We start from the raw sequence: 14,147 nt of genomic DNA, 5'->3' as shown, positions 1-14,147 counted from the left end.
AAATTGCTTTGTTTCATAATTATCCCTAAGTTAATAAACTATATTTTTAAACGTTCCGTTTTTTAGGGAAGATTACACATTTAATTTTATATTTGGTAGATTATTAGAATCAGAATAATAAGAAATATATCCTAATCCATTATTTTTCATTTCAATAGCATTTATTCCATTTGATAAAGGGTAGGAGATATCAGTTACATTTGCTTCGTTAGCAGAATCTCTAACACGTAAATATACACTTTCACCAGAAGGAATACCACTTACAAACATAACGCTAGTTGTTTTTTCCGAAAAAACTATTCCTGTTGGATTTTCGTAAGCATTGTAATTTCCAATTTTGTATTCTTTATTGATAGAAGCTATTGTTTTATATGCTTTATGTTCGTTAACACGATCTATTTTTTTGTATTTATTATCTAATAAACATTGTGCTAAAGATTTAACAAAAGGAGATGTAGTAATTCCATCAATTGTTTGTTGATTTACGCCTGAATTTAATTCTGAGAATAAATCATCTTTAAAAATTGTTGAATACTTTTTCTGATCAAACTTGTTTGAATTTTTTTGATAAAATTCCATCTTGGCAACACTTGCAAAATTTCCTTTGCCATCTAAAATTTCTAATTTGATAGAAGAAGGTTTTATTTGTGATGGAAAAGATATATTTCTTACATCATTTGTTTGCGTAAAATCTTGTGTAGAAATTTCAATATAAGTAGGGTCAGCTATAGTATTGTAACTAACTTTTACTTTTCCTAATAAACCATTTACTCCACCATCATTTCTTGGATAATAGATCATATAATCTAATGGTGTGTTTCCATCAAAAGCATAAATTAATGAAATAGGGAAAGTTTTTTCAGTAGAATTGTAGTTAGAATGATAAAGCGTATTGTAATCTCCATCAAATGATTGCTCTATGTTTTCCCCTGTTTGAAAACTTGATGCTGACGAACCTGTAACTAATGGAGAAACTTTCATATCCTTATAGTTTGAGAACTCATTTGTTTGTATTACACACTCCGAAGCTATTGGAGTAATTTGATCAGACGAGTAAAACTCAACTTCCGCAGCACTCGAGAAATTTCCTAGAGCAGCATTCACTTTTATTCTAATGACTGCTGGATTGATAATTTCTTTATCAAAATCAAATTTTTTAGATGTAGAATCTCCAGCCCATGTTATAGCACTCGTAGTCGCTGTTTTGAAATTTGTTGGATCACCTTTAGTTGAATATAAAATTTCAACATTTGTCCAAATTCCATTAGTACCTGTTTGCCTTGGAAAATAGGCAAGGGATTTTATAGATTTAACTTGACTGTTGAAACTAAAATCTAATTGATCTGGGATTCCATTTTGATTCCATTTAGAATGGTACATTGTCGTTAATATACCATCTGCGCTAAAAGTAGCTTCATTACCACTTTGTGCCTCTTGTTTAGAAGTAACACTAGAAACGGGCATTTTGTATTCCTGCGCAAAAGAATCTATACCAAGTAAAATCATACTTAGTAGGAAGTAATTTTTTTTCATAAATAATTTGTGTTAATTGATATTTTGTTGTTTAGACAAGTTAATTAATACATTTTATTTATAATCAGCTAGGAACCAATTTGAAAAAAAAATAAGGAAATGTTAAGAAATAAAGAATCCCTTTCTTTAATAATACAATTAAGAAAGAGATTCTAACTATTAAAGACATAATAAATGAAAAGATTTTTACTGCTTTTTGATAATTGTATTATTATTTCCCTCAATTATTTGAGGTAATTTACCATTTTTAGATAATGCTTTACGATAATATAATGTATTTCCTTCGCCAGCTAATTCAGCAGAAGTTAATCCATTAACAGATATTGTATTATTTGTTCCCATGATTTCAACTTTGGTACAATCTCCTTTCAAATTGATCACATGTCCACTTCCGCCAACTTCTACTTTTTGTCCCTTACAATCTAACGTTAGTTTTTTATTATTTCCATCAATTTCTATCTGCGCAAAAGAAAGGTGACTAATAAATAACATCGTAACAGCACATAATAATTTATTCATTTTCATTGTGATTTCTTTTTTGGTTACTTTTTAGAAATCAAGAATCGTGCACTTTCAATTAATAAAATCTAACTTTACAAAAATTTAACAAAATGACTTTAGTTGAGCTAAAACAATTGTTTTTAGATAAATTGCAATTACTATATGATAAAGAAGAAGCTTCTCATATTTTCATGATTTATGTAGAAGATAAGTTGAATCTTGATTTATCTAGCCGAGATGAAATTGAATTAACGACTGAAATTTTATCAGATTTAGAACAATTAAAAAAAGGTCAACCTATACAACATATTACTGGAAAAGCTTTTTTCTATAACGATTTCTTTTTTGTGAATGAACATACATTAATTCCTCGTCCAGAAACGGAAGAATTGGTTGAATTAATTAGAAATGATTATGCTCAAAATCAAGATATTTCTATGATTGATTTAGGAACAGGAACAGGATGTATTCCTATTTCGTTGGCAAAATTATTTCCAAATGCAAATGTTTCAGCATTAGATATTTCTGAAAATGCATTGAAAATAGCACAATCAAATGCTGAAAATTTAAAAGTTAATATAAATTTTTATCACAATAATTTACTGGAAGACATTCAATTAAACCATAAATTTGATGTAATTATTTCAAATCCACCTTATATCCGAAATCTTGAAAAAAAAGAAATGCATCAAAATGTTTTGAATTTTGAACCTCATTTGGCGCTTTTTGTTGAAAATGATGATGCTTTAATTTTTTATGAACGAGTAATAGATTTTGCTAAAAATCATTTGAAAGAGAATGGTAAAATTTATTGTGAAATCAATCAATATTTAGGAAAAGAGACAAAACAATTATTTCAAAAATTTTATCAAAATGTAATCATTCATAAAGATATTTCTGGAAATGATCGTATGCTAAGTGCTTCTAATCAATAATTATCTATAAGAATCTTGTTTTATTTTCTGAAAAGATTTAATTTTAATTCAATAATCGTTCGCAATTTGGTATTAAAATTGTTAGAACTGATTCTATTATTAAAACAATAAAAAAAAACAACTATGAAAAAATTATTTGTATTAGTGGCAGTTGCTTCATTATCATTTGCTACTTCTTGTAAACAAGAAACTTCAAAAACAACTGAAACTAATGTAACTGTAGATTCATTAGCGAATGATTCTACGACTGTTATCAAAGAAACGACAACTACAACAACTACATTATCAGAAACTGATGCAAAAGCGAAAGTAGACGAAGCAAAAAAAGCTTTAGATGAAGCAAAAGCGAAAGGTGATAAAGCTGCAACAGAAGCTGCACAAAAAGCTTATGACGATGCTAATAAAGCGTGGATTGATGCAAAAGCTGCTGTAAATAATGCTGCGCAAGATGTAAAAGATGGAGTGAATAATACTGTAGATAAAGTAGATGCAAAAGCTAATCAAGCAAAAGAAGATATTAAAACTGTTGCAAAAGATGCAAAAGCTGATATCAATGCAGCTGCAAAAGATGTGAAAGCAGAAGCGAAAGAAGCTGGAGAAAAAGCAAAAGAAGGATATAACAATACGTTAGATAAATTAAAAGCGAAATAATTTCAAAATAATTATTGCTAACTTAGCCTTGAGAAATCTCAAGGCTATTTTTTTATGTTAAATTTTAGAGAAGCAACAAAGACAGATGCGTTATCAATTGCAAGATTGATGATGTTAGCGATGGATAAAATCGTTTATGATTTTATCGGAAAAACAGATTATGAAGAAGGGGTTTTATTCTTGAAAAAATTAATTGAACAAGAAGAAAATCAATATAGTTATCAAAATACAGTTGTTGTAGAATATGATAATCAATTTGCTGGAACAACAACTTTTTATGACGGAGGAAAATTAGAAGAACTTCGAAAACCTGTTTTAGAATTATTGAAAAATGATTATAACCAAATTATTCATCCGCAAGATGAAACACAAGCAGGTGAAATATATATTGACACAATTGCAGTTTCTGAAGATTTTAGAGGGAAAGGAATAGGTTCTAAAATATTGGATTATTTGATTGATGAAATAGGAAATAAGCAAGGCAAAACATTAGGTTTATTGGTCGATTTTACAAACCCAAATGCAAAGAAATTGTACGAAAGAAAAGGTTTTGAAGTGGTTGGGGAAAAAATGTTGATGAGCGAAAATCATGAATATATGCAGTATAAACCAAAACAATAGATAATAAAAAAAGAGCTTTTCTTAAAGCTCTTTTTTTATTTCATTACTCCTAATTGTGTTAAGATTTTTTCTTCGTACGGATCGATTGTAAATTGTTCAAATTTCACAAAATCTTTTCCATTTTTTAAGTAACCTAATTGATAATTTTGACGAATAACAGCTTGATTCTCGAAACTTTCTAAAATTGGTAATTCAGAAATTGGACCTAAAATTTGTTCGTTTTTGGTTGAAATTAAACCAAAATGCATCAAATAATTCTCTTTTGATAAGAAATATGGAAAATAAGCTAATATATCTGGACGCTCAATTTTTAGTGAAGTAGCTTCTCCAAAAGTGGCAAAATTTTGATCGACTGGCGTTAAATATTCGTATTGATAATCTATAATCAACTGATTATTTTTATCAATCATTCCCCATTTTCCATCTTTTTCAACTCCAGCTAAACCAGCTCTAAAATCTGTACAACCATCATATTCGAACGGGATCACAACTTGATTTAATAAATCAATAAAACCCCATTTTCCATCTTTTTTTACAGCACAAATATTTTCAATAAAATCACTTGTTAAATCATATTCGAACGGAATCAAAATCTGGTTAGATTTTGTGATAATTCCCCACTTATTCTCCTTTTGCGCGCTATAGGCATTAACAGTTGTGAGCACAAGTTTTTGATATTGAAACGGAATAATTACATTTCCTTCTTTATCTATTAAACCAAATTGATTATCAATAGATATTGGTGCCAAATTGTTGCGATCGAAAACAGTTAAATCTTCAAATGTTGTTGTTTCTTTGTGAACAAAATTGTCAAACTGGTCTGTATCTTTTGGTGATATTTTAGTCATAATTCTATAATTCGACGTAAAATTAATTAATCAAAAATTAATAGTTTGTATATAAATATTAAAAAATCCAATTTTAAACACTTTTTGTAAATTAAATTCTTCCTTTTGTAGGAAAGCTTAAAATATAACCTATGAATATTTTTACTAAATTATTTTTTACTGCAACTATTATAATGAGTAGTTTTGTTACAGCTCAACAAGATGGTATAAACATTATTAATTTACCGACTACGATAAATAAAGACTATTCTTTTGAAGGAGTATGGAAAATTTCGAATGATGGAAATACATCTAACTATAAAATATCTGGAGGAAAATTGACAAATTATTTAAACAAAACAAGTCAGACTTTATTTCTTGATTTATATTTTGCTCCATCAAAAACATCTGTAGATTTATATAATTTACCGAATAAAATCAATACAAACGCACAATTAGGGCAGTTAGAAGGAAATGGAACAAGCTTCAATAACGTTACTATTACTTTTAAAGCTTCAGATCTTGAAACATTAGCACAAGGAGATTATACACCAGTTTTGTTATTGAAAGAAAAAGAATCAGGTTCTATTTTGAATTATAAAGTTTTGAGTAGTAAAATTTCTTTAGAATCTAATAATATTTTAATTGATAAAGTTGTAAAGAATGTAGAATTACCTCAGGTTACAGATGCTAATACTTTAGCTTCTACAAAGAATATAGACGCTACTTTATCTGATATATATACACCTGTAGAAAGTTCTTTGAACATAGCGAATGTAAATAAAAAACTAAAATTAGTTGGAGGTTGGAAATTAGAAATTGATTTCAATTCGTTGATGGTTACAATTGGTGGAGTTGATAATTCTATACAGAATTTAGATTATAAACCTACAAATGACTTAAAATTAATGGTATATTTTTCAAATCAAAATATAACAGGAATTAAAGAAATAGATGGATTTGAACTTCTAAATCTAGATGTTTCACCAATTTCTGCTTTTACTAAAATTGAAAAGCTAAATTTTACTACAAATATCACAAAATTGGTTCCCGCAGGTGAATATTATCCTATTTTAGTATTAACTGAAAAAAATGAGGAAGGAAAATATGTGATGAAATCAACGTTAAGTTTAGGTGAGAAATATATTTGGCAGTAAAATCTAAATAATATAAAAATAAAAAAGCAACGATTATTTCGTTGCTTTTTTTGTTAAATACTGTTCAAATTTCAATCCTTTTATGTTATAAGGATCAAATCCTTTGTATAAATCTTCTAATAATTGCATTACTTGAAAATAAGTAAATAATACTGAATATGAAGCTTGTTCTTGGTAAACAGGGATTTCTACTAAAAATAAAAATCGATCATATTTCGAAATCTGAACAGTATTCCCATCTTGATTCATCAAACCAATATAACTTCCGTCATAATCAGGTAGGTTATGAAAAATCTCAATAGCTTGTGATAAACTACCTTCTAAAGGTAATTCAGTTTCGACCTGTAAGTCGTCAGCGTAATTTTCAAAGAATATTTTCACAGTGCAAAAGTAAGAAATTTTAATCTATTTTAAGGAATTCCTTTTTTTTCGGGTTATAATTATTAAATTAGCATTCAAATTATGGAAAAAATGAGTTACGACATTATAGTTATTGGAAGTGGTCCTGGAGGATACGTTGCAGCAATTAGAGCAGCACAATTAGGTAAAAAAGTAGCAATCGTAGAAAAAGCTGAATTAGGTGGAATCTGCCTTAACTGGGGATGTATTCCTACAAAAGCTTTATTAAAATCTGCTCAAGTATTCAAATACTTAAATCATGCAGAAGATTTTGGAATTAACTTACCTTCAGATATTTCATTCGAATTTGGAAATGTTGTTTCTCGTAGTAGAGGAGTGGCGGATCGTATGAGTAAAGGTGTTCAATTCTTAATGAAGAAGAACAAAATTGAAGTAATTCAAGGTGAAGCAAAAGTTTTACCAGGAAAAAAAGTAAAAGTTACTGCAGCAGATGGTTCTGTTAGTGAATTATCTTCAGAAAATATAATTATTGCAACTGGTGCACGCTCTCGTGAATTACCTGCATTACCACAAGATGGTAAAAAAGTAATTGGTTACCGTGGTGCATTAGCAATGGAAAAGCAACCAAAATCAATGATTGTTGTAGGTTCTGGAGCGATTGGAGTTGAGTTTGCTCACTTCTACAATACATTAGGAACAAAAGTGACAATTGTAGAGTTTTTACCACGCATTGTAAATGTTGAAGATGAAGATATTTCGAAACAATTACAATTATCTCTTAAAAAATCTGGAATCAATATCTTAACAAATGCAGAAGTTACAGGAGTTGATACAACTGGAGATTTAGTAAAAGCAACAATTAAAACTGCAAAAGGAGAAGAAATTCTTGAAGCAGAAGTTGTTTTATCAGCAGCAGGAGTTGTTCCAAATACAGAAAATATTGGTCTTGAAGAAGTTGGTATTGCAACTGAAAGAGGTAAAATAGTTATCAATGATTTTTGTGAAACATCTGTAAAAGGATATTATGCAATTGGTGATGTTGTAAAAGGAGCAGATTTAGCTCACTTAGCATCTGCACAAGGTATTTTATGTGTTGAGCATATTGCTGGTGAAAAAGTAGAACCAATCGACTACGGAAACATCCCAGGTTGTACTTATTGTTCTCCAGAAATTGCATCTGTAGGATTAACAGAAGCAAAAGCTAAAGAAGCTGGATACGAAGTAAAAGTAGGAAAATTCCCATTCTCTGCAAACGGTAAAGCTGTTGCAAACGGAGCTGCTGATGGTTTTGTAAAAGTAGTTTTTGATGCGAAATATGGTGAATGGTTAGGATGTCACATGATTGGTGATGGAGTTACTGAAATGATTGCAGAAGCAGTTGTAGCCCGTAAATTAGAAACTACTGCACATGAAATTATGAAATCTGTACACGCGCACCCTACAATGGCAGAAGCTATTATGGAAGCGGTAGAAGATGCATATGGACATGCAATTCATATCTAAGAAATAAATTTAAAATTTATAGTTGAAGCAGCCTTTTGGCTGCTTTTTTATTTTACCAAATCGTTAATTTTTTGCGTTATGTATATTGAATTTGTTTTTTAACTATCTTTATAATAATAATTTAAAAACAGATATAATATGAAAAAATTTTATTCTTTAGTAGTAATTACTGCATTATCTTCTTTATCATTTGGACAAGTTGTGATTAGTCAAGTTTATGGTGGAGGAGGAAATTCGGGCGCAAAATATACGCATGATTTTATTGAGTTGTTTAATAGAGGCTCTTAAGCTGTTACATTAAAAGGTCATTCACTTCAATATGCTTCTGCTACAGGTAATGTTAGTGCAGCTAATACACAAGTATTAGCAGATATTACAATTCAGCCAGGTAAATATTATTTAATTCAACAAGCTAAAGGTAATAGTGGAACAGATGCATTGCCAACTCCAGACCAAATTCCTGCTACAGCTCTTGCATTAGGAGCCATGAACGGTAAAGTAGCACTTGTATCTAATGTTGATCCAATAACTGATGTAACAGATAAAGATATCGTTGATTTTGTAGGTTTTGGAACGTCTAATGAATATGAAGGATCTGGTCCTACTGCGGCTTTATCTAATACTGATTCTGCTCAAAGAAAGTTAAAAGGATGTCAAGATACAAATGATAATAAGAATGATTTTGACGTAGCTGCTGCTGCTCCTAGAAATGGACAAACGGCTGCAAATGTTTGTACAAATTTGAGTACAGATAATTTAACATTAACTAAAGCAGTTTCTAATACATTATGGACAAATACAGCTTCTTTCAATGTAAAAGATAAAACAATTGTAGAAGTTTACAATATTAACGGACAATTGGTAAAATCTTTCGAAGTTAAAGGTGTTCAAAATGTAGATGTTTCTTCATTAGTTAAAGGGACGTATGTAGTTAAAACTACTTCTAACGGAAAATCTTCTACTCAAAAAGTAGTAAAAAAATAAGAAAGAATATATTGTTAATCTAACAAAAAAGCGATTCAGTTTACTGAATCGCTTTTATTTATTCTTCTAATTTCTGAATCTTAAAACCTGCATCTGTCACAGCTTCTACAACTTCTTCTTCATCTTCGGTTGTTGTCACAGTCAGTACTTTTCGTTCATCAGAAGTATCAACTTTCCAATTGTCTTTACCTACAGCTTCGTCCAAAAAAGGTTTTACAGATTTGATACAGCTGTCACAATTTATATTTGTTTTGAATTTCAATTCGCTCATAACTTTACAATTTAGACTCAAATTTATAAAGATTTCATAAGATTAAAAAAACGTTTAAGTAATATTTGATTTCGAAATTTAAATAAAAATCAATGAAGCGTAATCTTGATGTTGTTGTTATTTCGGATGTGCATTTAGGAACTTTTGGTTGCAAAGCACAAGAGCTGTTAGCTTATCTACAGTCAATCAATCCAAAAAAAATTATTCTCAATGGTGATATTGTGGATATTTGGAATTTTAAGAAAAGTTATTTCCCAGAAACGCATCTTCAAATTATTAGTTATTTGTTAAATCTTTCAGAACAAGGAATTCCAATCGTTTATATAACAGGAAATCATGACGAATTGTTACGTAAATTTACCACAATGCGTTTTGGAAATATTCTTTTAACGGATAAATATATGTTGAAACAAAATGATAAAGTCGCTTGGATTTTTCATGGAGATGTGTTTGATGCATCGATTCAACATTCGAAATGGATTGCGAAATTAGGTGGTTGGGGTTATGATAAATTAATTCAGTTGAATTATTTTATCAATAAATGTTTAGAGTTTTTTGGAAGAGAACGTTATTCGTTATCTCAAAAGATTAAAAATTCAGTGAAAAAAGCGGTGAAGCATATCAATGATTTTGAACAAACTGCTGCCGAATTAGCGATCGAAAATGAATATGATTATGTAGTTTGTGGACATATTCATCAACCACAATTGCGAAAAGTAAAAACGGATAAAGGAATTTGTGTTTATATGAATTCGGGGGATTGGATTGAGAATTTATCTGCTTTAGAATGTGTAGACGGAAATTGGTCAGTGTTTTATTTTGAAGAACATAAACATACTTTGATGCAAAATTTAGAAGAAATCGAGTTCAATTATTCGTTAGATGAACTGATTGTTTCAATTCTCAATAAAAAATAAATGAAAATTTTATACGCTTTGCAAGGAACAGGAAATGGACATTTGGCTCGTGCGCAAAAAATGTTACCAATCCTTGAAGAATATGGAGATTTGAATGTTTTTGTGAGTGGTTCTAATTCACAATTACAACTCGAAAATTATCAATTTAAACATCACAATGGCTTGTCGTTGTTTTATAATCAGCTTGGGAAAGTTTCGTATAAACGAATTTTTAAGGAGAATAGTTTTAAATCTTTTTGGAATGAAGTGAATCATTTTCCAATTGAAAAATATGATTTAATTATTAATGATTTTGAGCCAATTACGGCACATGCAGCTCGAAAGAAAAAGATAAATATTGTTGGTTTGAGTCATCAAGCTTCATTTTTATTTGATGAAACACCAACAGTGAAAAATAAAACGGGCGAAACGATTTTAAAATATTACGCACCAACTTCTAAGTATTACGGTTTTCATTTCGAAGAATATAATGATGCTATTTTTTTACCAATCATTCGAGATAAAATTAGAGCATTGCGTCCAAAACGAAAAGATTACTATTTGGTGTATTTACCAAGTTTTCATCCAACAGAAATTATGGAGAAATTATCACTGATTAAAGATTCAAAATGGAAAGTTTTTTCACCTTTTGTGAAAGATGTTACGCGTCAATTTAATGTTCAAATTTATCCAATTGATGAACGTCTTTTTACTAGAACTTTAGAAAATTGTAAAGGAGTTTTGTGCGGTGCTGGTTTCGAATTGCCTGCCGAAAGTATTTATCTTAAAAAGAAGCTTTTTGTGATTCCGATTAAAGGTCAATACGAACAATTATGTAATTGCGAAGCTTTAAAAATGATTGGCGTTGATTATTCATATGATTTGAATGTAGCACAATTGCAACGTTGGGTGGATTCGAATAAAATTATTGAGAAAGATTTCCCAGATCAAACCGAAGAAATCATTCAGAAAGTAATTTTAGAAGCATCCCATTAATTATTTTTCCAGAAAGCAGGCGTAAATAAAATTAAGATTGTATAAAGCTCTAATCGTCCCAAAACCATTAAAAAACAACATAATAATTTTGCACTATCCGTTAAAGAATTCATTGAAGTACCCGGACCAAATTCGCCAATTCCCGGACCTACGTTTCCTAAAGTGGAAGCAGTTAATGTTAAAGAGGCCAAAATATCTTGGAAACTCATTGTTATACCATAATTCAAAAGCGCAAACAAAATAGAACTCACAATCCATGTAAACATAAACATGACAAAGAATGCCATGACGTGGAAAACAATAGATTGGTTAAGCGAACGATTGTTATAACGAACAGGAATAATTGCGTTTGGGTGTAAAATACGCTTAAATTCGATCCAACTATTTTTTAATAAAATGACGTGTCTAATAACTGTAATTCCTCCAGATGTAGAACCTGCCGAACCTCCGATGAAGAACAAAGAGAAGAAAATAAGTGTGGTTACGGTTAACCAACTTGTGTAATCTTCCATTGCCAAAGCTGTTGTAGATGCGATAGATACAACGTGGAATAATGAACTTCTGAATGAATGTTCGAAATTAAACCACGAATAGGTTTCGACGGAATAACTAGGGTAAATATTGAAAAATAATACAACAAAAACGATAAATGTAACGACAGCAAGTAAACCAACCCACCAACGGAATTCTTCATTTTTCCATACTTTTTTGAATTGTCCTTTAATCAATAAATAAATCAATGCGAAGTTTGTTCCGCCCAAAAACATCATCACGATTAATACATATTGAATAAAAATATTGTTATTCCAATACATCAAACCTTCATTCTTAGTAGAAAAACCTGCCGTTGCAATCACACTCATCGAATGATTTGCAGCATCAAATAAATTCATTCCACCAAAATAAAGCAACATCGCAAAAAAAGCAGTTAAGCCTAAATAAACTAACCAAAGGTTTTTTGCTGTTTCTGTAATTCGAGGGTGAATTTTATCCGTATAAATTCCAGGCGCTTCTGCCATAAAAAGCTGTCGACCACCAATTCCAAGAAACGGTAAAATCGCAATCGTCAAAACGATAATCCCCATACCACCAATCCAATTGGTTGTACTTCGCCAAAATAATATACTTTTTGGGAGACTTTCTACATCATCATAAATTGATGTCCCAGTCGCTGTATAACCAGAAACGGTTTCGTAAATAATGTTGACAAAACTAAAATTTTCATTGATGATATGATCGTTTGGTAGAAATATTAACGAGGTAACATAGGGTAAACACCCCGAAAGAATCAAGAAAAGCCATCCGACACAAACCACGATATAACCTTCGCGTTTGTTGATGTGTTTTCTTCTGTCACGCGTAAAATACATCATTGCAGCTCCCGACAATCCCACTAAACTCCCCGAAACTAAAAAAGGGTAGAGTAGATGATCATTAAAATAAATGCTGACACATGTTGCAATAAACATAAAGAGCGCATTTAATAGTAATAAAACACCCGAAAGATTCAGGATTACTTTGATGTTAAGTGATTTCATTATTTAAAATATTTGGTCACTTTTGGAATTAAATTCGCTTGACTAAAAACAACGACGTGATCTTTTGGTTCGATAATGAAATCTTTTGTTGGAATAAATCCATCATTTCTGCGAACAATTCCAGCAATAATAGCACCTTCTTTAAACGGAAAATCGCTTACTTTTTTGAATGCGATTTCAGAATTTTCGTGAATACGGAATTCTAAAACTTCAGCATCTAAATCAGAAATTCCTGTTACATCCATCACAGAACCTTGTCGAATATAACGGAAAATACTATCTGCGGTTAAGAGTTTTTTATTGATAAAAGCGTTAATTCCAACTTCTTGACTAAGATGTATATAGTCGATATTTTCGACCAAAGCAATTGTTTTTTTAACGCCTTTTGATTTTGCCAAAAGACATGACATAATATTCGTTTCCGAACTTCCTGTCACAGCGATAAAAGCATCCGAATCAGAAATACCTTCTTCCAATAACAATTCTCCATCTCGACCATCACCATTGATAATCAAAATGTTATTTAAATCGTCAGCTAAATCAAAAGCTTTGTTTCGATTGATTTCTAATAACTTAACATTGTGCTTGTTATCTTTTAAAAGTTTGGCAACTTTGACACCAATACTTCCTCCTCCTAAAACAATTACATTTTTGAAATATTCTTGTTTCTTTCCAAGGATTTTATAAACTTCTAAAATTCCAGCTTTTTTGACAATAAAATAAACGTGATCATCTATTCTAAATTCAGTTTCGGCTTCGGGAATAATGGTTTGATATTCGCCACGTTCGTTGCTACGAATTATTGCAATTGGCATCAAAAGATTGTCTTCGCCACCTTTCGTCGTCAAATACATGTCTTTGTACTGCTTGTCCAAAATTTTACAATCCGCATCCAAAACAGTTCCAACCATAAAAAGTTGACCATTTGCAAAGGGATGCATCGCATTGAAAGCAGATTGTTGAACAAGAGAATAAATCTCATCAGCCGCTAATTTCTCAGGACTAATTAATGCATCAATTCCCATTCCTTGAACCCAAAATTGATTTTCTTTGTAAAGAAATTCAGGATTCGAAATTCGAGCTAATGTGCGTTTTGCCCCTAAATCTTTCGCAATCGAAGCACTTGTAAGGTTTGTGTTTTGAAGATGAGTGACCGATATAAAAATATCTGTATCATCAATTCCAACTTCTCGCAAAGCCTTGAAAGAAGTGATATCACCACGATAAGCCATTACATCTAACGAGTTTTCGATCATCAACAACTTGTCCTTGTCCATGTCCATGATGACGATGTCGTTCATTTCATTAGAAAGTAATTTAGCCAAATGAAAACCAACTTCTCCAGCACCTCCGATTAATATTTTCATGAAAGAA

General features: G+C 30.5%; 16 protein-coding genes. 9 read left to right on the top strand and 7 right to left on the bottom strand.

Going from position 1 to position 14,147, the window contains the following annotated elements; all coding sequences use genetic code 11:
* Positions 1–72 precede the first annotated feature (72 nt).
* Both HXZ69_RS02890 and HXZ69_RS02885 read right to left on the bottom strand, forming a co-directional pair.
* Complete coding sequence (locus tag HXZ69_RS02890) at positions 73–1,533, bottom strand: discoidin domain-containing protein (protein WP_286494929.1); 1,461 nt, start codon at positions 1,531–1,533, stop codon at positions 73–75.
* Between the two features lie 186 nt (positions 1,534–1,719).
* Complete coding sequence (locus tag HXZ69_RS02885; RefSeq protein ID WP_160279610.1) at positions 1,720–2,052, bottom strand: DUF3060 domain-containing protein; 333 nt, start codon at positions 2,050–2,052, stop codon at positions 1,720–1,722.
* 92 nt (positions 2,053–2,144) lie between these two features.
* Between HXZ69_RS02885 and prmC the strand changes: the two genes are divergently transcribed.
* From prmC to HXZ69_RS02870, 3 genes are all read left to right on the top strand, one after another.
* Positions 2,145–2,969 carry a peptide chain release factor N(5)-glutamine methyltransferase gene (gene prmC / locus HXZ69_RS02880; RefSeq protein ID WP_125350425.1) on the top strand — a complete coding sequence of 275 codons (825 nt, stop codon included), beginning with the start codon at positions 2,145–2,147 and terminating at the stop codon, positions 2,967–2,969.
* A 123-nt stretch (positions 2,970–3,092) separates the two neighbouring features.
* The gene (locus HXZ69_RS02875) at positions 3,093–3,620 is read left to right on the top strand and encodes a hypothetical protein (RefSeq protein ID WP_286494928.1); all 528 of its coding nucleotides are present in this window, start codon (positions 3,093–3,095) and stop codon (positions 3,618–3,620) included.
* A gap of 54 nt (positions 3,621–3,674) precedes the next feature.
* Positions 3,675–4,241, top strand: coding sequence for a GNAT family N-acetyltransferase (locus HXZ69_RS02870; protein WP_219033998.1), 567 nt, complete (start codon positions 3,675–3,677; stop codon positions 4,239–4,241).
* Positions 4,242–4,276: 35 nt separating this feature from the next.
* Here HXZ69_RS02870 and HXZ69_RS02865 read toward each other — a convergent pair whose 3' ends face one another.
* Complete coding sequence (locus HXZ69_RS02865; RefSeq protein ID WP_221857095.1) at positions 4,277–5,089, bottom strand: WG repeat-containing protein; 813 nt, start codon at positions 5,087–5,089, stop codon at positions 4,277–4,279.
* A 131-nt stretch (positions 5,090–5,220) separates the two neighbouring features.
* Here HXZ69_RS02865 and HXZ69_RS02860 point away from each other — a divergent pair, with 131 nt between their 5' ends.
* Positions 5,221–6,225, top strand: a complete 1,005-nt coding sequence (locus tag HXZ69_RS02860) for a hypothetical protein (protein WP_286494927.1) — start codon at positions 5,221–5,223, stop codon at positions 6,223–6,225.
* Between the two features lie 33 nt (positions 6,226–6,258).
* Here HXZ69_RS02860 and HXZ69_RS02855 read toward each other — a convergent pair whose 3' ends face one another.
* Positions 6,259–6,606: a hypothetical protein gene (locus HXZ69_RS02855; protein ID WP_219033995.1), complete on the bottom strand. Its 348-nt coding sequence runs from the start codon at positions 6,604–6,606 to the stop codon at positions 6,259–6,261.
* Between the two features lie 90 nt (positions 6,607–6,696).
* Here HXZ69_RS02855 and lpdA point away from each other — a divergent pair, with 90 nt between their 5' ends.
* From lpdA to HXZ69_RS02840, 3 genes are all read left to right on the top strand, one after another.
* On the top strand, positions 6,697–8,088 hold the full coding sequence (lpdA, locus tag HXZ69_RS02850) for a dihydrolipoyl dehydrogenase (protein WP_286494926.1): 1,392 nt from the start codon (positions 6,697–6,699) through the stop codon (positions 8,086–8,088).
* Positions 8,089–8,226: 138 nt separating this feature from the next.
* The gene (locus HXZ69_RS02845; RefSeq protein WP_280038151.1) at positions 8,227–8,376 is read left to right on the top strand and encodes a lamin tail domain-containing protein; all 150 of its coding nucleotides are present in this window, start codon (positions 8,227–8,229) and stop codon (positions 8,374–8,376) included.
* A 150-nt stretch (positions 8,377–8,526) separates the two neighbouring features.
* Positions 8,527–9,072: a T9SS type A sorting domain-containing protein gene (locus HXZ69_RS02840; protein WP_286494925.1), complete on the top strand. Its 546-nt coding sequence runs from the start codon at positions 8,527–8,529 to the stop codon at positions 9,070–9,072.
* A gap of 58 nt (positions 9,073–9,130) precedes the next feature.
* Here the strand turns inward: HXZ69_RS02840 and HXZ69_RS02835 are convergent, their stop codons facing one another.
* Complete coding sequence (locus HXZ69_RS02835) at positions 9,131–9,343, bottom strand: hypothetical protein (RefSeq protein ID WP_180906652.1); 213 nt, start codon at positions 9,341–9,343, stop codon at positions 9,131–9,133.
* A gap of 92 nt (positions 9,344–9,435) precedes the next feature.
* Between HXZ69_RS02835 and HXZ69_RS02830 the strand changes: the two genes are divergently transcribed.
* Both HXZ69_RS02830 and HXZ69_RS02825 read left to right on the top strand, forming a co-directional pair.
* Positions 9,436–10,260: a UDP-2,3-diacylglucosamine diphosphatase gene (locus tag HXZ69_RS02830; RefSeq protein ID WP_038335849.1), complete on the top strand. Its 825-nt coding sequence runs from the start codon at positions 9,436–9,438 to the stop codon at positions 10,258–10,260.
* On the top strand, positions 10,261–11,235 hold the full coding sequence (locus HXZ69_RS02825; RefSeq protein WP_286494924.1) for a glycosyltransferase family protein: 975 nt from the start codon (positions 10,261–10,263) through the stop codon (positions 11,233–11,235).
* Here HXZ69_RS02825 and HXZ69_RS02820 read toward each other — a convergent pair.
* Together HXZ69_RS02820 and trkA are read right to left on the bottom strand one after the other, a co-directional pair.
* Positions 11,232–12,773: a TrkH family potassium uptake protein gene (locus HXZ69_RS02820; protein ID WP_180906655.1), complete on the bottom strand. Its 1,542-nt coding sequence runs from the start codon at positions 12,771–12,773 to the stop codon at positions 11,232–11,234. The genes HXZ69_RS02825 and HXZ69_RS02820 overlap by 4 nt on opposite strands.
* A complete protein-coding gene (trkA, locus tag HXZ69_RS02815) occupies positions 12,773–14,140 on the bottom strand; it encodes a Trk system potassium transporter TrkA (protein ID WP_180906656.1) in 1,368 nt (455 codons plus the stop codon). Before trkA ends, HXZ69_RS02820 begins: the two co-directional genes overlap by 1 nt.
* Positions 14,141–14,147 lie beyond the last annotated feature (7 nt).

Source organism: Empedobacter sp. R132-2, from assembly GCF_030324375.1.
Classification (GTDB): Bacteria; Bacteroidota; Bacteroidia; order Flavobacteriales; family Weeksellaceae; genus Empedobacter; species Empedobacter falsenii_B.
The sequence above is the reverse complement of the archived record's forward strand: the minus strand, read 5'-3'. Positions and strand labels throughout refer to the sequence as shown.